At 46.5% G+C, this 24,672-nt stretch carries 20 protein-coding genes and 1 pseudogene; 17 read left to right on the forward strand and 4 right to left on the reverse strand.

Going from position 1 to position 24,672, the window contains the following annotated elements; genetic code table 11:
• Nucleotides 1–29 precede the first annotated feature (29 nt).
• Complete coding sequence (locus VJ374_RS04235) at nucleotides 30–1,238, reverse strand: murein hydrolase activator EnvC family protein (protein WP_329470269.1); 1,209 nt, start codon at nucleotides 1,236–1,238, stop codon at nucleotides 30–32.
• A gap of 373 nt (nucleotides 1,239–1,611) precedes the next feature.
• On the reverse strand, nucleotides 1,612–2,361 hold the full coding sequence (locus VJ374_RS04240; protein ID WP_329471019.1) for an SDR family NAD(P)-dependent oxidoreductase: 750 nt from the start codon (nucleotides 2,359–2,361) through the stop codon (nucleotides 1,612–1,614).
• Nucleotides 2,362–2,497: 136 nt separating this feature from the next.
• Between VJ374_RS04240 and VJ374_RS04245 the strand changes: the two genes are divergently transcribed.
• From VJ374_RS04245 to VJ374_RS04255, 3 genes are all read left to right on the forward strand, one after another.
• Nucleotides 2,498–2,932 (forward strand): YkvA family protein, encoded by a 435-nt coding sequence (locus VJ374_RS04245; protein ID WP_035409261.1) that lies wholly within the window; start codon nucleotides 2,498–2,500, stop codon nucleotides 2,930–2,932.
• A gap of 130 nt (nucleotides 2,933–3,062) precedes the next feature.
• On the forward strand, nucleotides 3,063–3,626 hold the full coding sequence (locus tag VJ374_RS04250) for a DedA family protein (protein WP_329470271.1): 564 nt from the start codon (nucleotides 3,063–3,065) through the stop codon (nucleotides 3,624–3,626).
• A 13-nt stretch (nucleotides 3,627–3,639) separates the two neighbouring features.
• On the forward strand, nucleotides 3,640–4,272 hold the full coding sequence (locus tag VJ374_RS04255; RefSeq protein WP_056060084.1) for an HAD family hydrolase: 633 nt from the start codon (nucleotides 3,640–3,642) through the stop codon (nucleotides 4,270–4,272).
• Between the two features lie 86 nt (nucleotides 4,273–4,358).
• Here the strand turns inward: VJ374_RS04255 and VJ374_RS04260 are convergent, their stop codons facing one another.
• On the reverse strand, nucleotides 4,359–5,417 hold the full coding sequence (locus VJ374_RS04260) for a PTS sugar transporter subunit IIC (RefSeq protein WP_056060085.1): 1,059 nt from the start codon (nucleotides 5,415–5,417) through the stop codon (nucleotides 4,359–4,361).
• Between the two features lie 187 nt (nucleotides 5,418–5,604).
• On the opposite strand from VJ374_RS04260, the gene VJ374_RS04265 reads away from it, so the two are divergent.
• Entirely contained in the window at nucleotides 5,605–6,600 is a 996-nt protein-coding gene (locus VJ374_RS04265) for an NADP-dependent oxidoreductase (protein WP_056060089.1), read from the forward strand.
• Nucleotides 6,601–6,655: 55 nt separating this feature from the next.
• On the opposite strand, the gene VJ374_RS04270 is transcribed toward VJ374_RS04265, so the two are convergent.
• Nucleotides 6,656–6,820 carry a hypothetical protein gene (locus VJ374_RS04270; protein WP_197026223.1) on the reverse strand — a complete coding sequence of 55 codons (165 nt, stop codon included), beginning with the start codon at nucleotides 6,818–6,820 and terminating at the stop codon, nucleotides 6,656–6,658.
• A gap of 287 nt (nucleotides 6,821–7,107) precedes the next feature.
• On the opposite strand from VJ374_RS04270, the gene VJ374_RS04275 reads away from it, so the two are divergent.
• The 13 genes and pseudogenes from VJ374_RS04275 (at nucleotide 7,108) to pulA (ending at nucleotide 24,609) form a co-directional block, all read left to right on the forward strand.
• Complete coding sequence (locus tag VJ374_RS04275; RefSeq protein WP_329470275.1) at nucleotides 7,108–9,732, forward strand: glycosyltransferase; 2,625 nt, start codon at nucleotides 7,108–7,110, stop codon at nucleotides 9,730–9,732.
• Nucleotides 9,729–10,733: a class I SAM-dependent methyltransferase gene (locus VJ374_RS04280; protein WP_329470277.1), complete on the forward strand. Its 1,005-nt coding sequence runs from the start codon at nucleotides 9,729–9,731 to the stop codon at nucleotides 10,731–10,733. Before VJ374_RS04275 ends, VJ374_RS04280 begins: the two co-directional genes overlap by 4 nt.
• Nucleotides 10,628–11,944 carry a glycosyltransferase family 4 protein gene (locus VJ374_RS04285; RefSeq protein ID WP_329470279.1) on the forward strand — a complete coding sequence of 439 codons (1,317 nt, stop codon included), beginning with the start codon at nucleotides 10,628–10,630 and terminating at the stop codon, nucleotides 11,942–11,944. Before VJ374_RS04280 ends, VJ374_RS04285 begins: the two co-directional genes overlap by 106 nt.
• The gene (locus VJ374_RS04290; protein WP_329470280.1) at nucleotides 11,941–13,194 is read left to right on the forward strand and encodes a glycosyltransferase; all 1,254 of its coding nucleotides are present in this window, start codon (nucleotides 11,941–11,943) and stop codon (nucleotides 13,192–13,194) included. The genes VJ374_RS04285 and VJ374_RS04290 overlap by 4 nt, the downstream gene beginning before the upstream one ends.
• A gap of 278 nt (nucleotides 13,195–13,472) precedes the next feature.
• The gene (locus VJ374_RS04295) at nucleotides 13,473–14,765 is read left to right on the forward strand and encodes a nucleotide sugar dehydrogenase (RefSeq protein WP_329470281.1); all 1,293 of its coding nucleotides are present in this window, start codon (nucleotides 13,473–13,475) and stop codon (nucleotides 14,763–14,765) included.
• On the forward strand, nucleotides 14,762–15,562 hold the full coding sequence (locus VJ374_RS04300) for an ABC transporter permease (protein ID WP_035409242.1): 801 nt from the start codon (nucleotides 14,762–14,764) through the stop codon (nucleotides 15,560–15,562). Before VJ374_RS04295 ends, VJ374_RS04300 begins: the two co-directional genes overlap by 4 nt.
• 11 nt (nucleotides 15,563–15,573) lie before the next feature.
• Nucleotides 15,574–16,314 (forward strand): annotated as a pseudogene (tagH, locus tag VJ374_RS04305) (teichoic acids export ABC transporter ATP-binding subunit TagH); the annotation flags it as partial.
• 115 nt (nucleotides 16,315–16,429) lie between these two features.
• The gene (gene wecB, locus VJ374_RS04310; protein WP_035409238.1) at nucleotides 16,430–17,530 is read left to right on the forward strand and encodes a non-hydrolyzing UDP-N-acetylglucosamine 2-epimerase; all 1,101 of its coding nucleotides are present in this window, start codon (nucleotides 16,430–16,432) and stop codon (nucleotides 17,528–17,530) included.
• The gene (locus VJ374_RS04315) at nucleotides 17,527–18,012 is read left to right on the forward strand and encodes a hypothetical protein (RefSeq protein ID WP_035409236.1); all 486 of its coding nucleotides are present in this window, start codon (nucleotides 17,527–17,529) and stop codon (nucleotides 18,010–18,012) included. Before wecB ends, VJ374_RS04315 begins: the two co-directional genes overlap by 4 nt.
• A complete protein-coding gene (locus tag VJ374_RS04320) occupies nucleotides 18,002–19,390 on the forward strand; it encodes an MBOAT family O-acyltransferase (RefSeq protein WP_329470283.1) in 1,389 nt (462 codons plus the stop codon). Before VJ374_RS04315 ends, VJ374_RS04320 begins: the two co-directional genes overlap by 11 nt.
• A gap of 15 nt (nucleotides 19,391–19,405) precedes the next feature.
• The gene (locus VJ374_RS04325) at nucleotides 19,406–20,578 is read left to right on the forward strand and encodes a DHHW family protein (protein WP_035409231.1); all 1,173 of its coding nucleotides are present in this window, start codon (nucleotides 19,406–19,408) and stop codon (nucleotides 20,576–20,578) included.
• A 13-nt stretch (nucleotides 20,579–20,591) separates the two neighbouring features.
• Nucleotides 20,592–21,518: an LCP family protein gene (locus VJ374_RS04330; RefSeq protein ID WP_329470285.1), complete on the forward strand. Its 927-nt coding sequence runs from the start codon at nucleotides 20,592–20,594 to the stop codon at nucleotides 21,516–21,518.
• Nucleotides 21,519–21,696: 178 nt separating this feature from the next.
• On the forward strand, nucleotides 21,697–24,609 hold the full coding sequence (pulA, locus tag VJ374_RS04335) for a type I pullulanase (protein WP_329470287.1): 2,913 nt from the start codon (nucleotides 21,697–21,699) through the stop codon (nucleotides 24,607–24,609).
• Nucleotides 24,610–24,672: the final 63 nt, after the last annotated feature.

Here is a 24,672-nt window from a genome sequence, read left to right on the forward strand (position 1 = left end):
AGAAGGCGTGCACTTTTTCTTGAATCGACTTAGAAGAAGCTTTCTGGATCGAGCTCATTCGTCCGTCCATTCGCATCATACTGGTATCCACCATCGTGGATTTCAAAATGCAAGTGTGGACCAGTCGAGTTACCGGTGCTTCCGAGAACACCGATTTGCTGTCCTTGTTTGACTTGTTGTCCCTGTTTAACGTTCAAGGCATTCATATGGGCATACACGGTCGTATACGTTTTTCCGTCGATATTATGAGAGATATAGACGTGGTTGCCGTAAGGACCACCGGAACTTGCTAAGATGACTGTTCCATTTGCAGACGCAACGATTGGCGAGTTGAGTGGACCAGCGAAGTCGGTTCCATTGTGGTACGCATAACCATTACTTCCGCTTGCTGCACCCATTCCTTGCGAAACAGAGCCTTGAGCAGGTTTGATGAATTTACCTTTTGCTTTTGAGATGACTTTCGTGCTGGCCTTGCTAACAGATGCTGGCACTGCCGATTGTTTTGCAGCTTTTGCTGCAGCTGCTTTCGCGGCACGTGCTGCAGCTTTTTCTGCCTCTTCCTGTGCCTTCAGTTGGGCCGATGCCTCTTTCAGGCTAAGGATACTGGATTCGATTTTTTTCTTTTGCGACGTCAGACGTTTCAGAAGTGCTGTTCGCTTTTGTTTTTCTTGTTTTAATTCACGTTGTTTCTTTTTTAAAACATTACGATCTTCAATCAAGTCTTGGCGTGTCTGCTTCAGTTCTTCTTTCGCAGCTGCCAGTTCTTTTTTGTTTGATTCGTAATCTTTTAATAAAGAAGCATCACTTTCCGCGATTGTATTGAAGGCGTTGAAACGGCTAATCATATCACCGACATCTTTTGCGCCGAAGACGGCTTCAAGCAGTGGGGCGTTATCGGCTTTCGACTGACGGACCGCTAGACGATCACCGAGCATTTTTTCTTGTTTCTTGATTTTTTTTTGCAACTTCTCGATCTTATCTTCTAATCGAGCAATCTGTTTCGTGTTTTCGTCGATTTTCTTTTGATTCTCGACGACTTGTAATGTCAGCCCATTAATCTGTTGATCCAGGGCGTAGACTTGTTGCTGTGCTTTAGATAATTGATTATTTTTTTGAGACAACGCCTCGCGTTGCTTCGATTGTTGTTGCTGGTTTTGTTGTTGCTTTTCTCTATATGAACTTGCTGCGTCGACGGGAGTTGTCGTCATGAGCGGACTTGCGAGTAAAGTGAGTGTCATGAGCGATAGCCCGAGTGACTTTCCGAAAGGTCGTTTCATAAACTAAGCGTCATTCCTTTCCCTTGTGAAGTGTTACCTATCCCACTCTAACAAGAAAATCAGAAAATCCACTTTACAATTCTTTTAAAAAAATACAAGAGAAGCTAGCAGAAAGTATGAAGAATTTATGAAAATAATGATGCGTGAACAGAAGAATAAATAGAATATGTTGATATGAAAGGAAAAATCATTATGTAATTGATTGATTTCCGAATGATGTTAGAAGATATATTTTTGTAACATCGTATAAATAGAAGGTTTATTAATGTTTGAAAAAGGTATAAATATAGTTTTTGTGAAATGAAAAAGTGCCCCGAAAGGCACTCCATCCGAATCATTCTTCATAAATCATCTTTCGTGTCATCCCACCGTCTAGGACCAGTGTTTCGCCCGTCAAGAAATCGTTATCCGGGTGTGTTAGATAGAGAGCCGCACGAGCGACATCACTTGGTTTTCCGACGCGACCAGCTGGATGTTGACTATGATCTTCAGGTGATAGTTCTTGATAGTCACCGGTTTCAATCCAACCAGGAGCAATCGCGTTGACGAGAATTCCGTCTTCTCCGAGTGAGACAGCAAGTGCATGGGTCAGAGCAAAAATGCCACCTTTCGTCGATGCATAAGATTCTGTATGCGGTTCCGACATGAAGGCGCGGGTCGAAGCCAGGTTGACGATCCGACCACCACTTTTACTTTGTTTCAAATAAGGTGTAGCGGCCTTAGTAGTTAAAAAGATACTACGCAGGTTCGTATGATGAACCCGATCCCATTCCTCAAGTGACAATTCGAGTAAGGGTTTTCGAATCATGATACCGGCGTTATTGATGACGATGTCGATACGACCAGTATGTTCAATCGCTTTCTCAATCAACAGTTGAACGTCTTTTTCGTGTTGGATATCGAGGTGATAGAAGTAAGCCGTCCCACCATCTTCTTCAATTTGTTGAACTAATTCGTCTCCTGTCATCTGATCGATGTCAGCAAGAACGACATTTGCGCCATGCGAAGCGTAGGTGCGGGCGAGTTCTGCACCAATGCCATTCGCGGCTCCCGTAATGATGACGGTTTGATTAACATGATTCATAAAAATCATCCTTTCTGTAACGCTTCTCTCCCTTTTTTACCGTTCCATCATATCCTGAAACCTGACAGGATTATCATCCGTAGGAACAGGGAAATAGAAAAGCGTCGAAGTTACTTTAGAATGGGGGAAAATAGGAATGAAATTCTCGAATCAACAATTAGAAAAACAACAAAATCAATATGCCGAAGATGCAAAAGATTATATTGATCGCCCGAAAAAGACGAACTCGCTGTTACAACGAGCAACTGCAAAGGTAAACGGGAACTCTCGTTTGTCCGTCGTCTTTTCACCGTTGACGTTGTTCGTCGATATGATTCGCGCGTACCAGTCAGGTGAATACCGTAACATTCGTCGTACGACGATCTTAAAAGTAATCGGCGCATTGGTTTATCTCGTGTCACCAATTGACCTCGTACCTGATTTCGTACTCGGATTTGGATTTGCAGACGATATCGCGGTCATCCTTTTCGTCACGAAAACAGTCTTTGAAGAATTGACACGTTTCAGCGACTGGCAAGATGAACAACAAAAACGTCGTACGCAACCATTGCAAAGCGAGGATGCGTATTGATCAAATAGATGATCCGAGCGACTTCACACAAGAAGTCGCTCTTTCTGATGTAAAAAGAGCCGTTTCCTGTACGCCCTCTTGAAATTTCGATACACTAGAAATAGTTGGTAAAGAGAGAGGGAGGGCGAAAATGGGACACCACTGGATGGAATCATACGGTTATATCGGGATCATGATGACGCTCATGTTTCCATTCATACCGAGCGAAGTACCGCTCGCGTATGCAGGATATCTCGTGCATACGGCACAGGCGAATCTGCTATTCATGGTGTTCCTTGCTGTAGTAAGCTTCGTCATTAGTCAGAACCTCTTTTTTACGATTGGACAGTTCGGGAGTGAACGGTTATTGAATCGTTTATTCAAATGGTTTCGGATTTCAGAAACAAAAATGCTCCAGTTTCAGACGCAAATGGAGACGAAAGGACGCTATATTCTTCTTCTTTCTCCGATGTGGCGTATCGGATTTGCGATTGGTGCCGGTCTAACTGGTGTTTCACGCTGGACGTTTACCGTCGTGACGACGATTGCCTTTTTCCTCTGGTCGACGCTCTTCATTTGGGGCGGGAAAGCTGTTGGTCATGAATGGCGAAAATTGCATCACCTCAATCATCCGATAGTTTGGATTGGTTTAGGCGTGTTGATTACGGTTGGCTATTTGATTCAGAAAAAGAGAAAAGCAAAAAAAGAGATGTAAAAGGAGTGGGAACATGGCAATTATCTTATTCGATATTGACGGTACATTGATTGACTCAACGGAACAAATGACAGAAGCAATCCATCGGGCGATGGAGGACATGCCGCATCTTCCAAAACCTTCGCAAGAAAGTGTTCAGGCAAGCTACGGTCTAGCAGGAAGCGCCTTTTGGCGAAAAGCGATTCCGGAAGCCTCAGAAGAGGATATTCGGTTAATCCGTAAAAAGAGACATGGTCATCTAGAAGCAACGATGGTTGAACAGAACGTCTTGTTCGACGGAATTCGATCATTATTGCAAGCTCTTGTTTCAGCGGGACACACGGTCTCAACTGCAAGTAATTGCGGCAACCATTATCTAAACCTTGTGCTTGATAGTCAGGAAATCCGCTCGTTCTTCACAAGTCCGAAATGCTTGGAATCCGTCAATGGAAAAGAAAAATCGGATATCTTACGCGCTCACCGCGATGAGTTTGGAGAAGGATCTTACTGGATGATTGGAGATCGGTCTTCTGATGTCGAAGCGGCTCGTAAGGAACATATGCCGGTCGTCTTATGTCAATATGGTTTTGGTACGCCATCCGAGTGGAATTCGGCAGATCATGTCATCGAGACACCGCTTGATTTGTTAACAGTGATTGAAAAATAAAGAAGTAAGAAGCCAAGCTAGACACGTCGATTTTTTCAGACGGTCGGCTTGGCTTTTTTGTGGTTAAAATATCAATCAAGATGCACTTACTCGAAATCAAGTCGGTACGGTTCTGCGCTCATCCATGGACGGAACTTCCGGAAGAGTAGATGGAACAATAAACAGAGAATAATGGGTAAGACGATAAAAAGACCAAGCACGAATGTCATATTGAAGAGCGTCCATCCTCCTGACATCAGGTGTAGCGCATTGATTGGACCGATTAAACCAGACATTCCAAATCCGGCACTAAACGGTGTACCTTGAACACCGAGCATTCCAGCTAATGCACCAAGGATAGCGGCACTACACATGACAGGTAGAATCATCAATGGATTACGAATGAAGTTCGCCATCTGAATTTTAGGAGAACCGAGAAAATGAGCAATCGACGTTCCGCGTGAATTCGCTTGCCAACCGGCAATCGCAAGACCAAACCCAGCGGCACAGACACCTAGATTGGCAGCTCCGGCAGCAACACCCGATAAACTGATCGCGGTTGCAATGCCGACCGTCGAAAGCGGAGAGACGATGAGAACGGAAAAGGCGACCGCAATTAGAATGCCCATCAAGACGGGTTGAAGTGCCGTGAAGTCTGAGATGACATGTCCTATTGCTGTTGTGATCCGTGTGACGAACGGATACGTCAGAACACCAATTCCACCGGCACCGACAATCAAAATCGTTGGCATGACAAGGACCGTATATGTTTTGAAGCGTTCACCAATCAATAAGACGATTGCTGTTGCAATAGCTGCCGTCAAACCAGCATTGATGACATCACCTGTACCGACGAAAACGAATGTCGCATCCGCACGGGTCGCAACACCTGAGCCGACGACCGTCGCGAGTCCAATCGATGTGGTGGCGATCGGTGTTACTTTAAATTGCATCGCTACGGCGACACCAATCACCATTGGTAAAAGTCGCATCGCGAGTGTCGTTGCGTCCAAAACGTGTTGGGCACCAGAAACGTATGGCAATAATGCCTTAGCGAGTTCACCGAGTAAGGCTCCTGGAATAAGGGCAACGAGAATTCCAATACTGAGACCGTTTAAAACATGCACTGCAAATTGACGTGGCTGACGCAAAATAGATGAATCCACAAAATCCTCTCCTTATGTAACGCTTTTGTGCATAACAGTATAAAAGTTATGAATTGTGTTTTATCTTACGGTAAGAACAGAAGGACGTCAAGAAAAAGTTAGAAAATTCCAAACGAGCAAAGGATTCGTCTTTCAGAAACGGAATTGTTACAGTGAAGAAGTATATTGAATGAGGAGGTCATGAATCATGTCAGAACAACGTATCGTATTGGCGGAACGACCAAACGGAAAACCAACAGGGGAAACATTCCGTTATGAATCATTTGAGTTAGCAGATTTACGAGAAGGGCAAGTCGCACTGGAGTCACTCTATATCTCAGTCGATCCATATATGCGGGGACGTATGAACGATACGCGTTCTTATTCGCAACCGTTTGAGATTGATGAACCGATTCACGGGGGTGTCGTAGCGCGTGTCATCGAGTCTAAAAGTGAGGCGTTCAAGTCAGGTGATGTCGTCGTGGGGATGCTCGATTGGGCAACGAAAGCAGTCGTCGATGCGAAAAGTGTCCGTAAAATCGATGAGCAGATCGCTCCAATCTCAACAGCGCTCGGTGTTCTCGGAATGACAGGGATGACGGCGTATTTCGGGTTGCTTGATATCGGGAATCCACAGCCAGGAGAAACTGTTGTCGTATCGGCAGCAGCAGGGGCTGTTGGATCGATCGTTGGTCAAATCGCTAAAATCAAAGGTGCACGAGTAGTTGGGATTGCAGGAAGTGACGAAAAGTTACAGCACTTAAAAGCAGATCTTGGTTTTGACGAAGTCATCAACTACAAAACGGAAGACATCCGGAAAGCATTAGACCGGACGTGTCCAGACGGCATCGATGTTTATTTTGAAAATGTCGGTGGAGAGATCGGCGATGCGGTTCTGGATCGGCTTAATCCATTCGCGCGGGTACCGGTCTGCGGCGCTATTTCTGGGTATAACGCACAACAGGACATCGGTCCACGTGTTCAATCGAAATTAATCATTGCGCGTGCGCGCATGCAAGGTTTCTTAGTGGGGGATTATGGCAAACGATTCAAGGAAGCGGCTGAGCAACTCGGTCAATGGGTCAGTGAAGGGAAATTACGATATGAAGAGACGATCTTTGAAGGCTTCGATCGTGTACCAGATGCTTTCCTCGGATTATTCGATGGCTCGAACACAGGGAAACTATTAGTAAAAGTTAAGTAATACGCCAAAAGAGGTTGCGGAATTATTCCGCAACCTCTTTTTTATGGCATGAGATTCATGAATCCTTTTGATCGCGCTTGAGTTCTTCTGGATCTGGATCCGGATGTTGTGTTTCCGCAGGTTTGATTCCGGGATCTGATGTCTCAGCTGGATCAGGGTCCGGGTGAAGACCAACGTCTGCCTTTTCATCTGGTAAATCATGATTTTTTTCGTTTAACATGTCCAGTCATCTCCTTTTATCAGTACGTAGTAATGTTTCCCCGTTTTTTAAATCCAAAACAATGAGAGTGCATAAGAGTCGTTTTCGAAAACGCGTAAATGATTTCCACGGACAAGAAAGCGAAACCGGTCGATTTCCTAGGAAATACAGGTTGACTGAAATGGAATGTAAGGAAAATCCAAAAAAGCTTCACTAAGTCTTTACAAAAACCTTGCAAGTCCTTCAAGTAGCCTTTGAATTGCTTCCGTAGACTAAAAAAGAGTTGAAAAGAGGAAGGGTGTTTACGTGTGAGTGATCAAAAATGGAAACGACAAATCATGCAACAACTAAACTGGGTTCGCGAAGAGAAAAAGCGGCTCACAAGCGAGACGACAGCAAGTAAAGAGTCACTCGAAAAACTTCGTCAGCTGGACGTCTTGCGTCTGCCAACGGTTCGAACTTCTAAAAACACGACGACACGTTATCAACAAAATAGCCAAGCGTCATTACTAGATCAATTGGATGTCTCACATATTCCGGTACGGACGACGACGCGTTATTATGAAAAACGACCAATCGAGATGGCAATCGTCTGCTCGGAATTCATGTATGCCTATTATGAAGATGCCGTTCATCTCCATTATGTCAATGCGAACACATTCGAAGAAGTTTTCGAGCGCGAGATTGATCTCTTTTTGGTCGTATCTTCGTGGAAAGGATTACGAGGGGATGATTGGAAAGGTGTCGCCACACCAAATTCAAAGAAACGCCAACGGTTACTTTCGATGATGCAGGAAGTCAAAGCTAAAGGAATTCCAGTCGTCTTTCAATCGACGGAAGACCCGAGTAACCATGAACGGTTTCAAGACGTGGCTCAAGCTGCCAATTATGTCCTGACTTCAGATGAGGCGATGATTCCTGAATATCGTGTTTTATGTGGACATGATCGAATCATGGCGATGCCGTTTGGAGTCAATCCATTGATTCACAATCCGATTGGAGCGACACGTAGCCGAAAGAAGGGCGTTTTATTCGCCGGTAGCTGGATGGCGAAATATCCGGAGCGTGTGAAAGATACGGAGATGTTGTTTGATGGGGTCATGCAGTCTTCGCACGAACTCGATATCGTGGACCGGAATTATCATCTCGACTTACCAGCCTATCAGTTTCCGGAACGCTATCAATCACGGGTCGCACCAGCGATTCCTTATGATGCCTTACAACAAGTCAGTAAATGTTATGACTGGGTCCTGAACCTAAATAGCATCAAATATAGTAAGACGATGTGTGCCCGTCGCGTCTATGAATCGCAAGCACTCGGTAATTTGATCCTGTCGAATTACAGTATCGCCGTCAACAACGAGTTTCCGAACATCTTCACCGTACATGACGCACAGGAGGCGACGGCGATCGTAGAACGCACATCGCAAGAAGAAATCGAACGTTTACGAGCAGAAGGACTTCGTGCCGTCATGACGGAGCATACAGTCTTCGAACGGATGGATCAGATTCTAGCGTTCATTGGACGAGTACCTGAAACACGAAAACATCGTTTACTAATCGTTGTCGCTCAGGATGGGGAAGTCATTCGTGACGTGATCAATCGTCAAAGTCTCACACCAGACGAAATCGTCTCAGCGGATGCATTGACGGAGCAAACCTATGATCAAGCGGATCTCGTTGCTTGGATGGATGGGAATGAATCCTACGGTGAATATTATTTAGAGGACCTCGTGAATGGCTTTAAATATAGCGATGCCAGCATTGTCCGAAAGGGGAGCCAACATCCATATCATCTACATGAGATGAGCGGTAGCCGAAACGGTGCGGTTATCTGGCGGTCAGATATCGGATATGACGCGTTTCAAGCAGGTGAATTGAACGGAAAAACGCTGTTGCTCGATCAATTTGAGTGGAACGAGCAGACAGTAGTTCCGACGGATCACACACCGCAACTGTCGGTCGTTGTTCCCATCTATAACAATGGGAAACATCTCACGTATAAATGCTTCGCCAGTCTAACACGGATGGATCGATTCATGGAGTCAGAGATTTTACTCGTAGATGATGGATCGACGGACATAGAGGCACGTCAAGCCGTAGAACGTCTCGCGCGACGTTATGGCAATGTCAGAACCTATTTCTTCGAGACAGGTGGTAGTGGTAGTGCTTCGCGTCCTCGCAACAAGGGAGTCGAAATGGCACGAGCTGACTATGTGACGTTCCTTGATCCAGATAACGAGGTACTCAGCGATCGTTATGCCTTTTTGCTTCAGGAATTAGAGAACGATCCATCACTTGATTTTGTAGCGGGTCATATGAAAAAGCTTGCCGAGAAGACGAGTATCATTGCCTTACCGACGATTCGTAAACAAGGACGAACGGTTTGCGAGGATCCGAAAGCTTTTCTATTGAAACATCGGTTTGCGGTACAAAGCATTCAAGCACTCGTCGTCCGTCGTACCTTCTTGCTTGAACATCAATTGGAACAGGTCGTCGGTGCGGTCGGTCAGGACTCCTTGTTCTTCCAAGAATTGATGCTTCGCGCGAACCGTGTCTTACTCGTCAATCGAGTTATCCATTATTATTACGCAGCCGTTGCAGGATCAACCGTGAATGCATTGACGGTGAAGTTCTTCGAACGAAGTGTCGTCCGAGAGCGGGCACGAGCTGAGAAATTCGCTCGTTATGGAGTGCTAGAGGAATACAAGGAAACTCGATTCGAGCATTTCTTTGAGCATTGGTATCTTGTCAAATTACGCTACTGCAGTGATAAGGATTTTGCACCGAGTGTCGCATTGTTGCGAACAATCATCGGATTCTATGAACCGATCACGTTGACGAACCCATTGATTCGTCGATTCATGGAGCTTGCAGATCGCCAGGAGACGGATCGACTTCAACATCTATTACTCGAGGAGGTGCAGAAATGACGGCATCGATGAAAACAGCACGACCAAAAGATCAAATCCGGGCTGCCTACTACGATCAGTTAGGCGGTGGATTCGGTAAAAAAGTCCGCGCACGTGTGCACTGGATCGTTCGACAAGCAAAAGGGGAGCACATTTTAGATATCGGTTGTTCCGGTGGAGTTGTTCCGATTTTGCTCGGACGCGAAGGGAAACATGTCGTCGGGATCGATGTATTACCAGAAGCGATCATCGAGGCCAAACAAGCGTTACTGGAGGAACCAACATCCGTAAAAGAAAAAGTGGAATTACATGAAGCAAATGTCATGACGTACACACCTGACATTCAATTCGATACAGTCTTGATGACGGAAGTACTGGAGCATATCGGGGAGCCGGAACGCTTCATCGCCCGTGCCGTCTCCTTCATCGCACCAGAAGGACGACTCGTCATCACAGTCCCATTTGGAGTGAACGATTATGCGGATCACAAACGGACGTATTATTTAAACCGACTGCTTGAACAGTTGACACCCTTCGGTAAAATCGAGACGGTCGAGCGGATTGATAAGTGGCTAGGGATCACGATTCAAGTCTATCCGGAACCTCGAGAGGGTCGAGCCATTTTACCAGCGGAAGTCGAATGGCTCGAAGACGCCTTTGAAGAGGTGGAACGATTGCATCTTGCAACGATCATTGATTTAAAACGCAAGCAACAGAATCTAGAACGAAAAGTACAGCGGTTAGCGGAACAAACAGATTTATTCGAGCAAGCACAAGCGGAATCACTACGTCATGAACAGCAATTACAGGAACAGCGTGAACAATACAAGATGCTCGAAGAACAATATGCTGAACTGCTTGATCGGTTCGAAGCGTCATTGGTGACAAATCTGGAATTGCTGGAGGTGAATGCATCATGGAAATCAAAATACCGCTCACTCGCGCGATCAAAGCTCGGAAAAATCGTCGTCCGCTACTGGAAGTTCCGACGTCAACTAAAGCAGCGCCGGAGTCGTCGATGAACGTCTTGATGATTTGTCAAAATTTCTATCCGGAAATCGGGAGTGCGGCAAACCGAATGAAGAATATCTTCAAGCGGATGGAACAAGCGGGAAGTGACGTCCATGTGTTGACGTCAGAACCGCTCTATCCGACGGCAGAACTCTATACGGACTCGATGTTCTGGGATGAACCGAGCCTGGACACGGCACATGTGACTCGTATCCAACCGCGTGACGTCCGGGCGACGAATAATTTATGGCGGCGCCTTCGCTTGTTCGTGGAACAATTCGTACTTGCGGTGAGAGAGGTTCGACATGATCCAAAATCCTACGCCTACATCTATGCGACGACGCCGTCCATCTTCATGGGGCTTGTCGGGGTCGTCGCGAAACATGTCAAAAAGGCTCCTTTGATTCTTGATGTGCGTGATTTATGGCCAGAATCGTTGATTGGCGTCGGCATTACGAAATCGCGTCTCTTATTGACTCCGCTCTACTGGCTTGAAAAGTGGATGTATCGACAGGCGGATCAATTGGTCATCAACAGTGAAGGTTTTCGATCGTATATCGAAGGACGGGGCATTGCACCGGAAAAAATTCATTATATCCCGAACTCGATCGAGGAAAACGAGTGGTTAATCAAACGTCGAAAAGTATCGGAACAAGTTCGCGTCGTGTATACAGGGAATATCGGACTCGCACAAGATGTGTTCTTGTTGCTTGACGTCGCACAGGAACTTCAACAAGAACAGGATATCTGCTTTCAAGTCGTCGGTTATGGTTATCACAAGCAAACGTTCGAACGACTCGTTAAGGAACGAGGATTGACGAATATCGAGTTTCTTGACGCGATGCCACGCTGGGATGCATTGAAACAACTCGCGAAGAGTGACATTGCCTTTGCGACACTCGTCGAGAGTACAGCGTTCGATACAGTGACACCAGGCAAAATCATCGACTACATGGCGATGGGCTGTGCCATCGTCGGTGCGGTATCCGGTCATGCGGCGCATGTCATCGAAGAAGCAGGAGCTGGATATGTCTCGATCCAGCGTAAAAAGGAAGAAATCGTTGCACAAATCCTTGAGTTATCTAGAAATCCAGAGAAACGTGCAGCGATGGGACGGGCAGGTGTAGATTACGTCCAACGCCATTTCGATTGGGAACAGAATGAACAGCGCTTGTTTGAAGCAATCAAACAAACGCAGTCACGAAAGGCGGTCGCAGAATGAAACGCATTGGAATGTTTGTTTGGAATCCTTTTACGAATGACGCCCGTGTCTTACGTGAATGTACGGCACTCGCCGAAGCAGGACACCGCGTGGATCTATACTGCTTAAATGACGGCGCACTTCCGGAAGTCGAATTTCCGATGCCGGGGTTTCGCGTCATTCGAATCGACCGGACGCCACCTTTTGCAAGGTGGCTCCCGTTCTTTCGCAAACGAAAAAAACGGACACTTGCTATCGGAGTGATTGGTGCGCTTCTTGCACCATGGCTCATTCCCGTGATGATCGTGCTCTTTTTGCTCATGCGAAGTCGATTCATCCGTTACACCCTATACAACAGTTTTGGCATTCTTCGCATGACACGTGCTGCCCGGAAGCATAATTACGACGTCATGCATGCGAATGATGTCAATACATTACCGCAAGCGATTGGGGCGGCGCGTGGTACAAAAATCGTCTATGATTCGCATGAAGTCCAGACCGATCGGACAGGTTATGGTAGCATGCAAGGGAAACTAGAACGGTGGTTGCTTCACTTCGTCGACCAGACCATCGTTGAAAATGACACGCGTGCAGATTATCACCAGAAGTTATACGGAACACGACCATCCGTCTTACACAATTATCCGTTTTACGAATCAGACGTTCCGCAACCGCGACCGTTGCGAGAAGAGTTAGCACTTGCATCAGATGAGCCGATTTTATTATATCAAGGTGGAATTCAGGAAGGTCGTGGACTAGAGCGGCTCATTGAAGCAATGCCGTTCATCGATCGTGGAACATTGATTTTCGTTGGAGATGGAAAATTAAAAGAAAAACTGATGCAACTGGCTGCGCAATCATCGGAAAAGTCTCGTATCCGCTTCATTGAGAAGGTTCCGCTTGCTGAACTACCAAGCTATACGGCAGCGGCGACTGTCGGCTTTCAGGTCCTTCAAAACGTCTGCTTCAATCATTATTCCGCTTCTTCGAATAAACTATTCGAATACATGGCAGCGTTAATTCCTGTCATCGCGGCAGACTTACCGGAAATCCGTCGTGTCGTCGAAACAGAAGGAATCGGTTTGATCGTCGATGTCGAATCGCCGCATAGTATCGCCGAGGCGGTCAATCGTCTAGTGAAGGATAAGAGCTTGCGCGGAGTGATGCAGGAGCGAGCAAGCGTAGCAAGGAGACAATACAACTGGGAGCAAGAAAAAGGCCGACTTCTTGCTGTCTATGACTCGATTTTCATGGAATCTGGGACAAAATAAGAAAAATAGTCAACGACTCGAAGGGAAATCCACGTGGAATGAAGGTGGATTCTTGACGGGTCGTTTTGTTTGATATGAATGGCAACGAAGTATTCGTGAAAGCTTCATAAGATTTACAAAAACAATAGAAAACGCTGGAAATGTAAGGTCTGTGAAGAATGGTTTAAGAGATGGTTAGAAGCATTGGAAAGCAAAGGAAATGTCGTTATGGTCTAGTTACAGCCAAGCCACAGACCGTTCGTTGGCTAGTATGACTAACTCGATGGAGGAATGACAAAATGAAACTTTGCACAATCGGACTAGGATATATTGGATTACCTTCTTCGGCGATGTTCGCGGATCACGGCACGGATGTCGTCGGTGTCGACATCGATCCACACATCGTCAATCTTCTGAACACGGGAACGATTCATATTGAGGAACCAGGACTCGAGGATGTCATCAAACGAGTCGTCGCTAACGGAAAATTCCGAGCGACACTTACGCCAGAACGGGCCGATGTTTTCTTAATCGCCGTCCCGACGCCGAACTTGAACGATACGTATAAATCATGTGATTTAAAATACGTCGTGTCAGCCGTCAACAACATGTTGCCGTTCCTCGAAAAAGGAAACGTCGTCATCGTTGAATCGACGATCGCGCCACGCACTATGGACGATCATGTTCGTCCACTGATTGAAGAAGCCGGCTTTACGATCGGTGAAGACGTCTATGTCGTTCATTGCCCAGAGCGTGTGTTACCAGGGCAGATCTTACACGAGCTCGTTCATAACAACCGGATCGTTGGAGGATTGACACCGGCATGTGCAGAGGTAGGAGCAGCCGTCTATGAAACATTCGTTCAAGGAGAAATCGTTCGGACCGACGCGAAGACAGCCGAAATGTCGAAATTGATGGAAAATACGTTCCGTGATGTCAACATCGCACTGGCAAATGAATTGACGCAAGTATGTCACCAGCTTGAGATCAACGTCTTAGATGTCATCGAGATGGCAAACATGCACCCACGTGTGAACTTGCATCATCCAGGACCGGGTGTAGGTGGTCACTGTCTCGCAGTCGATCCGTACTTCATCGTCGCAAAAGTCCCATCACTTGCACGCATCATTCATACGGCACGACAAACGAACGTCCAAATGCCACAATTCGTCGCTGAACAAGCCGCTCGTCTCGTCGGTTCACGTGTTCGTCCAAAAATCGCTGTCTTCGGTGTGACGTATAAAGGAAATGTTGACGATATGCGCGAGAGCCCAGCTGTCGAAGTCATTGAACAATTGCTCGATCGTGGACTCGATGTCGCGGTCTGTGATCCACACGTCGAGCATTCCATCTCGACACGCTTTGAACTCGTTGATGAAATCGAAGCGATCCAAGACGCCGATCTAGCACTCGTCTTAGTCGACCACGATGAGTTCAAACAATTCGATTCACGTCGTTTCGCAAACTACATGCGGACACCGTTACTCTTCGATACAAAAGGAATCGTCCGTGAACTCGATGCGGTCAAGGTCCTCAACTTCGGTAACTTGCATACGCACCGCGTGACGGAAGTGGATGCAAAAGCAATATGAACGCGTTACGAACGATTGGAGGGGAGCTGAAAGATCATCTGTATCTGATCTTTCGGCTGTCACTCTATGAAACAAAAAGTCAGTATAGCATGCAGTATTTAGGTTGGTTTTGGGAGATCATGACGCCACTCCTCCAGATCGGGGTGTACTGGGTCGTCTTTGGTTTTGGAATCCGTGGTGGACATCCTGTCGACGGAATTCCATTCGTCTTTTGGCTCGTTAGTGGACTGATCGCATGGTTCTTCATCGGAAGCACGATTCCAAGTGGATCACGGTCGATCTACGGTCGGGTCGCGCTCGTCTCTAAAATGCATTTTCCGTTGAGTACGATTCCGGCATATGTCATTTTGGCTCAATTCTATCGACACCTTGCGATGATTGCCCTGACGATCGTTTTAGGAAGTGCATTTGGTTACTTCCCAGGATGGCATACGCTCGAGCTGTTTTATATCGTTCCAGCCGGCGTCATCTTTCTTTATGCCGTCTCGTTGTTATTGTCGGCTCTTGCTACGATGATCCGAGACGTCCAGAACATGGTGACATCCGCGATAAGGATGCTGATGTATTTAACGCCGATCATGTGGATTCCCCCAGAACATTCACTGTTTAAGATGCTATTGATGTTGAATCCACTCGTCTATTTGATTGAGGGGTACCGCTCCGCCTTGATCGGAACCGGTTACTTGATGGATCACATCTGGTATGGCGCTTATTTTTGGAGTGTGACACTCGGTATCCTGCTCGTCGGAGCAGCGGTCCATATTCGTTTCCGACGCTACTTCATTGATTATGTATAGGAGGAAAGACGATGAGTCACGTCGTGTTTGAGAACGTTTCAAAACGGTACATGCTCTATGAGCGTCCAATCGATAAATTAAAGGAAGTGCTCTTTGGAAAAGTGAGCGGAAAATCCTTTTATGCGCTCAAAAATGTCTCCTTCTCTGTTGAAGAGGGAGAAATCGTGGGTGTCGTAGGCATCAACGGTAGTGGGAAATCAACGTTATCCCATTTACTTGCTAACGTCACACCGCCTACGTATGGATGTGTCACGCTAGGAGGAAAATCAGCACTGATTGCCATCTCAAGTGGATTGAACAGTCAACTGACAGGTCGCGATAACATCGAGCTCAAAGGATTGATGATGGGACTGACCAAACGGCAAATCGAGGAGATCACACCGGAAATTCTCGAATTCGCGGATATCGGAGAGTTCATCGATCAGCCAGTCAAAACCTATTCGAGTGGGATGCGGGCACGTCTCGGTTTTGCTATCTCGATCAATATCAATCCGGATATCTTGATCATCGATGAAGCCTTATCTGTCGGCGATCAAACATTTACGGAGAAGTGTCTCGATAAGATGCGCGAATTCCGGGATCAAGGAAAAACGATTTTTTTCGTCAGCCATTCTTTGAATCAAGTCAAAAGCTTTTGTACGAAGATCCTTTGGCTGGAATACGGTGAAGTGCGTTTATTTGGTCCAACGAATGAAACACTCGCGGAATACAATAAATATTTATATTGGTACAAACAGTTATCCAAAAAGCAAGCCACTCACTATGTTTCGAAAAAACGAACCGGTCGAATCGGTGACATTGAGCAACAGATGAGAGGCGAGACGATCGAACGATCGTCATGAAATGAGATAGGGGATGAAGTAGTAGATGAAACGTGTCATGCTCGTATTCGGAACACGACCTGAGGCCATTAAGATGGCACCTGTCGTAAAAGCACTTGAAAACCGCCCAGACGTCGAACCGATTGTCGTCGTAACGGCGCAACACCGGGAAATGCTTGATCAGGTACTCGAATTGTTCCAGATCACTCCGGACCATGACTTGGATTTGATGCGTCCGCGTCAAACGTTAGAGGAGATGACGGCACGTATTCTGAATGCGATGCGTCGTGTCCTCGAAAAGGAACAGCCGGATCTCGTTCTTGTCCATGGGGATACGACGACGACGTTCGCTGCTTCGTTAGCGGCATTCTATCAACAGATTCCAGTCGGTCATGTCGAAGCAGGACTGCGGACATATGAAAAGTATGCACCGTTTCCGGAAGAGATGAATCGTCAATTGACAGGTGTGTTGGCGGATTATCATTTTGCTCCAACCGAACAAGCGGCGATGAATTTACGTGCTGAGAACAAACAGACACCAATCATCGTAACGGGTAATACGGTCATTGATGCACTTAAGACAACCGTTTCTGCTAGCTATACGCATCCTGTTCTGACACGACTTGAGAAGTCGGGGCGAAAACTCGTCTTGCTGACGGTTCATCGTCGTGAGAACCATTTACAACTGGCAACGATTTTTGAAGCGATTGAACAGTTGGCAAATGATCATCCGGAAATAGAAATCGTTTATCCAGTCCATCCGAATCCAGTCGTGCTAGAAGCAGCAGCTCGCCTAGAGCATCATCCACGGATTCAGTTGATTGAGCCGCTTGATGTCTTTGATTTCCACAACCTGGCAGCTCGTGCTTCCTTCATCCTGACAGATTCAGGCGGGATTCAAGAAGAAGCGCCTTCACTCGGTGTTCCCGTTCTTGTCTTACGGGAGACGACGGAACGACCTGAAGGCGTCGAAGCAGGAACCTTGAAACTGGTCGGTACGAATCCAGAGCATATCTATGCGATGAGCCATCAATTATTGACGGACGAAATCTTCTATCAATCGATGGCGCAAGCCGCGAATCCGTATGGCGATGGACAGGCAGCAGAACGAATCGTCGATGCGATCATGAGTGAGGTACCGGTATGAATAAGGAGCTGACCGTCGCGAGCTATCAGTTTTTTCCGTTCGGTACTCAGGAAAAGATTTTGCTCGAAGATGCAGCGCCGGGGGTGTGTTTTGATTTTCAGGATGCGATAGCGACTGACAAACTGTATCTGCAACTGTTCGATCAAGGCTTTCAACATCCGCCTTCAAAACTGTATCGAAAAGATGCTGAACTGATAGGTGACATCATTCAGGTAACGTGCCGTTTTGAAGTGGCGGAACCATGTCTCGTTCAAGTATTTAAGATGCAGTATGGGCAAAAGAAGCGGATGGTCTCTGAGACGGAGCATCTGACGTTGACGAATGAGACGATCGTCCAGTTCGAGATGGAGCGTGTGCCAGGAGCGGTTTATTTCAAAATGGCCTGGAAGTTTTTAAACGAAGGGAGCTTCCGGGTCCATCTCCGCGAACTCGCCATCGCGCAATACGTCAAGGCAGAGGAGGAAGCAACCTATGCTGTTTAGTTCGACGATTTTTTTATTTTTGTTCTTGCCGACAGTACTGCTCGTGTACTACGTGTTGCCTCGGACATTCCGTAACGGCTGGCTGTTAGTTGCCAGCCTGTTCTTTTATGCATTCGGAGAACCACGCTTTGCCTTACTGATGCTACTCAGCGTCACGATCAATTACTTCTTTGCCTTATTCGTTGATTTCTACCGGCAACGTGTCGGAGTGAAGTGGATCATGTTCAGCATGATCGTCGTCAACCTTGGATTGCTCGGTTGGTTTAAGTACAGCGGATTTTTCGTCCGCTCCGTCAACGAATCGTTTGGTCTGAGTTGGTTCGTTCCAGAAGTCGTCTTACCGCTTGGAATTTCCTTTTATACATTCCATGCGATGAGTTACGTCATCGACATTTATAAAGGGAAGGAAGCGGTGCAAAAGAATCCACTCGACCTCGCCCTTTATATCGCGTTTTTCCCGCAACTCGTCGCGGGGCCAATTGTCCGCTACAACACGATTGCGAGTCAGATCGAGTGTCGTCAAGAGACGGTATCTGATTTTGCACGTGGTGTTCGCCGCTTTACGATTGGTCTATCAAAAAAATTGATTCTTGCGAACGGATGTGGTCAGGTCGCAGACGCTGTTTTTAATATGAAAGACCTTTCGATGGGGCTAGCATGGATTGGAATCATCGCTTATGCCTTACAGATCTATTTTGATTTTTCGGGCTATAGCGATATGGCAATTGGTTTAGCACTGATGTTCGGATTTCATTTCTTGGAGAACTTCAACTACCCATATATTTCAAAATCCGTGTCAGAATTTTGGCGTCGATGGCATATTTCGCTCGGCTCTTGGTTCCGCGACTATGTTTATATTCCGTTAGGGGGAAACCGTGTATCGCCGTGGCGGCAGTATCGAAATCTGGCGATCGTCTGGATGTTGACGGGCCTTTGGCACGGTGCGAGTTGGACATTCGTCGCGTGGGGCGCATATTACGGAGTTTGGATCATGCTCGAGAAGGCATTTCTCGGGAGATGGCTCGAGCGTATGCCTGTCGTCTCGACAGTCTGGACGCTCATCCTCGTGCTCGTCGGTTGGGTCTTTTTCCGCTCAGAGACGTTTCCAGAAGCCGTTATGTATATTCAAGCAATGTTCGTACCGGATGTGCTATGGGATGAACGGGCGAGTTACCAACTTGTTCAGAACGGAGTCCTACTACTTGTCGCGTGTATCGCTGCGACACCGATTCCGAAGTATCTCGGAGAACGTGTCGTCGTCTCTCTCGGGAAGATCGGAACAACGATGCAGTATGGGTACGCCATGTTGATGTTGTTCCTTGCGACATCGGCACTCGTTGCGAGCACGTTTAATCCGTTCATCTATTTCCGGTTCTAAAAAGGAGGACTATCCATGGAGCAGCCATTGATGAAAACGCAACAGGAGACGAATCAAACACCTTCTTTCGAGCGAATCATGATGTGGGTGACGACTGTCAGTTTTATTCTCGTCTTACTGACGATCGGACTCGGAACGCTTGTCCGGGAAGACCGTGTCCGGTCCCAGCTGGAAAATCGTACACTTGCCCAGTCCGTTGAGCCCACCGTCGAGGGAATCGCGACAGGCAAGGATATGCTCAAAATGGAGACCTATTTCACGGATCAATTACTGTTGCGAGGAACGTTCGTTGAGATACAGGCGCTTTTATCAAAAGATGTCTTTCGACAGCCGTTTCGTAATGGCATTTATACGGCAAAAAACGATTATATGATTGAACCGAGTGCATCAGGAAACGTAAAAATTCCGCAAGCATTCAAACAATTCGTTGGAGAAGTCGATCGTCCGGTCTATATGGCGTTAGCACCGTCTAAAACCGTCATCGCAGAACGGGACAAACTAATTCCGTCTTATGTCGCTTCCAATGCAAACGAGCGCTATGAAAAAATGGTACGAGACTTTCAAGCGGCGGGGATGACCAATCTTTCTTTGCAAGGATTGAAGTTAAGTGACTACTTCAAGACAGATCATCACTGGAACATTGACGGTGCAACAGAAGCTTACCAAGTCATCACGAAAAGAATGGGACTGTCAACGACGTTACCTGAGACGAAGTGGCGGAAGGAAGATCAACACGCCTACTATGGATCATTAGCACGAAAAACGACGCTCTCCTATGCGGCGTCCGGTGACCGTCTAGATTATTATGCTCCTGCGTTCTTCAACGGTATCGATGTTTGTTATGAAGGGAAATGTGGACGTCCTGTCATTGATGAATCATTCGTCAAACAAGAAGGTGATTATGTCGATCGATATGAAGTATTTCTTCGCGGAAACCACGACATCATGTCAATGAAGTCAGCGGCGAATCGAAATCGCCCGACGATTTTGGTTTTAAAGGATTCGTTTGCAAATCCTGTGTTACCATTGCTTGCGAAAAGTGCCAACTTAGAAGTCGTGGATATTCGATACGTTCCAAAATCATTTGATGTTTCCCGATTTGCCAAACAAAAGCAGATCGATTCGGTGCTGTTTCTGCACAACTCGAACATTGCCGGTTTGATGAAGACGTACGAGGACAAATTGTGAAGGAGAACAGAGCATGAAATCACCCATCGATAAACGAAGACCTCCGATCCTCTGGCGCGTCATCAGTGCGCTTCTGCTCGTGATCGTCTTGATTGCTAGCGCTTCGACGGGACTGGCATTTTTAAAAATCCAACAGACGGCGCATTCCTTTTTACAGCCGTTGGGTGGGGAAAAAGCAAAGCCACTCGCATCGATGAAGCCAGTCAATGTCCTCTTGATTGGCGTCGACGAGCGAAAGAATGATAAGGGACGGGCAGATGCCATCATGTTGCTATCGTTTAATCCGAAAACGAAGCAAGCGACTTCGTTGTCCATTCCACGCGACATGCAAGTTACGATACCGACAGGTGAGAAGACGAAAATCAATCATACGTATGCCTATGGTGGTGTGAAGGAGACGGTCGAGACGGTGGAACAAACGTTTGATGTCGATATCCCATATTACGCTAAGATCAATATGGATGGGTTGATTGAATTGATTGATGCTGTTGGCGGTGTCACAGTGGATAATCCATCCGCCTTCAGCTGGAACGACCGTCGTTTACAAAAGGAGTATAAAAAAGGAAAGATTCATTTAACTGGTCTAGAAGCAAGTGGTTACGCACGTATGCGAAAACAAGATCCACTCGGCGATATGGGCAGACAGATTCGGCAACGTCAAGTTTTAGAAGCCGTCGGTGCTAAACTGGCTGGACCTCGTTTACTGACCAAGATGGAAGAAATCACGAATGTCATGAAGCATAATTTCGCGACGAACATCGGTTTTGACGTGGCGGCACAACTTGCTCAAGAAAATCAGCCGGGATTCAAACAGCTGAAACCATTAAAGCTAGATGGAGAAGGCTATATCGCAAACGATGGGGTATGGTACTTCTTTGCATCGGATGAATCCATGAGACAAACGAAAGCTAAGATTCATGCCATCCTCGCGTCTTCTTAAACCCGGTAAAAAGGACTGTCTACCACACGGACGGTTCTTTTTTTGTCGTTTTCCATCCAACCGAATCACTTTGGTTCAAAAGTCTTATTTTCTGTTCGAATCATCAAATAGGCTTTGACAGGACTTGTAAACGGATGCAAAATGAAAACGATTACATAACAAAGGAGATGGCTATCGTATGAAACGCATAAGATCCGTTTGTATCGTTGCGCTAACGTTTGCACTAATATTTAGTGGACTGTCTTTATCTGGTCAAGCACTGGAAAAAGGAAAGTCTACATTGGTCATCATTCACTACAAGGAAGACCCGAATGCCACGAAGGATTGGAACCTGTGGTTATGGACAAATGGTCCGGATTATTTTCCGAATAAAGCACATGCCTTTAATGGTGAAGATGCTTACGGAAAAATCGCAGCCTATGAATTTCCAGTCGATCAGCCGGAAAAAGTCGGCTTCATCGTGCGAGATGATAACTGGAACAAGGATGGGGGATCTGAGAACGATCGTTTCATCACGAAAGATATGATTAAAAACGGAGTTGCTGAAATCTGGATCGAGTCGGGAAGCAAGGATATCTCGACGGTCAATCCGACTAATGGAGCAGACGTCGAAAAAATCGACACGAATATCCACTATTATCGGTATGACAATGATTATGATAAATACGGCGTCTGGTCTTGGCCGGAAGCGCAAGATGGCAAACGATTCGAATTCGATCAGCAGGATGAGTTCGGTGCCATTGCCAAAGTAACGCTTGATAACCCAACGAAAGCACGTCTTGCAGGCGTCATTCCTCATCTTGAGGGCTGGTCGGAAAAAGACGGAGCCGATCGTTTCTTTTATGCAGGTGCGAAGGACATCTGGTTGATCGAAGGGGACCAGACAGTGTACTACAGCAAACCGGAAATTGATCGGACGCCAAAAATCACGAGCTTTTTGGCTGATGACTTCCGGACGATGACGCTTAAAACGAATACACCGATGACGGCAGAAGACTTAAAGGCATTTACGTTCGAAGGTGTGACGAATCCAGTCGTATCAGCGATCGATGCCAAGACGGCGAAAGTCGAAGTCGCTTCTGATATCGATTTAGCAAAAGTCGTCCGCGTGACGCATCCTGTTTTTGGAGAAGCAGTTCTTGAAGCAGGGAAGGTACTGCGTTCGAAAGCATTCGATCAAAAGTATGCCTATGGTGGTAAGCTCGGCGTCGACTATCAGAAATCGAAGACGACATTCAAGGTCTGGGCGCCGACAGCGCAAGCCGTTGAACTCGAGTTATATCGTTTACCGAAACAACAAGCAGCTACGACAAAAGATATCACGCGTGAAATCCAGATGAAACGGACGGATCGTGGTGTCTATCAAGTGACGGTCAAGGGTGATCTTGACGGTGTCGGTTACACATATGAAGTCAAACACGCAAAAGAATCGACGCGTGCCGTTGATCCGTATGCGACAGCGGTCGCTGTTAACGGAGACCAAGGTGTCGTCGTTGATTTACGCGAGACGGATCCAAAACGCTGGACGAATGGGAAAATGCCACTTCGTCACGCAACAGACGCGATCATTTATGAATCACATGTCCGTGATCTATCGATGTTTGATGTGACGAATTCAGGTTACGATTCAGGTATCAAACAAAAAGGAAAATATCTTGGTGTCATCGAGCCAGGTACACGTTTAACGAAGGATGGAAAAAAAACGAAGACAAAGACGGGACTCGATCACTTAAAGGAACTTGGTATCACGCATGTCCAGTTCATTCCTGTTTATGATTTCAATACAGCGTCCGTCGATGAGACGAATCCGCTTAAATCATACAACTGGGGTTATGATCCGAAGAACTACAATGCACCAGAAGGATCGTATGCGACAAATCCATATGATCCAAAAGTCCGGATCACGGAAATGAAACAGATGATCCAAGGACTCCATGACAATGGTCTACGTGCCATCATGGACGTCGTCTATAACCACATGTTCGACGCCAAAGCATCAAATCTTGATAAGATCGTCCCTGGTTACTACTACCGCTATACAGAAGGCGGCGATTTAGCGAACGGTACAGGTGTCGGGAACGATACAGCGTCTGAACGTCAAATGATGCATAAACTAATCGTTGATTCTGTCTCGTACTGGGCAAAGGAATACCACTGGGATGGCTTCCGCTTCGACTTGATGGGCATTCACGACGTCAAGACGATGAACGCTGTCAAACAGGCGACGAAGCGAATTGATCCGTCGATTCTAGTGTTCGGAGAAGGGTGGAGCCTCGGAACTCCTCTTCCAGATTCAGAGAAAGCAAACCAAACGAACACAAAACAAATGCCGGGAATCGGACATTTCAATGACAACCTGCGTGATGCGCTCAAAGGTAGTGTCTTCGAAGACACGGATGCTGGATTCATCAACGGGAAAGCGGGTCTTGAGACACGTATCAAACGTGGTATCGTCGGCGAGATTGCTTATGATAAAGACATTCAAGGATTTACGCAAGAACCAGATCAAGCGATCACGTACGTTGAAGCACATGATAACCATACCCTCTGGGATAAGTTGAACCTGACGAATCCACAAGACAATGACGCAACGAAGACGAAGATGCACCGTCTAGCTTCAAGTATTTTGCTGACGTCACAAGGAACGACGTTCATCCATGCAGGTCAGGACTTCATGCGGACAAAAGGTGGCGATCATAACTCATATAAATCACCGGACTCTGTCAACCAGCTCGATTGGAAACGGAAGATGGATCGTCAACAAGACGTCGATTATATGACAGGATTAATCGAATTACGCAAGAAGAACCCTGCACTTCACTTAGCAACAGCGAAAGATATCCGTCGTTACTTGACGTTTGAAGCAGCACCGGCACAAGTCATTGCGTATCGACTAGATGACGACGCTCCACAACAGAAGAACGATTTATATGTCATTCACAATGCAAATCGAACAGTAGTTGACATGAAGCTACCGAAAGGGAAATGGAAGCTTCTCGTAGATGGTAAACAAGCAGGAACAAAAACGATCCGCACTGTTTCAGGTACGGTTCGTGTTGAGGGACTCAGCTCGTTCGTCTTAGCAAAATAATCAAACAAACGACAAAAGACGTTCCGCAGTTTGCGGAACGTCCTTTCTTGGAGTAAGAGACAT

The sequence above is a fragment of the Exiguobacterium sp. 9-2 genome, assembly GCF_036287235.1.
Classification (GTDB): Bacteria; Bacillota; Bacilli; order Exiguobacteriales; family Exiguobacteriaceae; genus Exiguobacterium_A.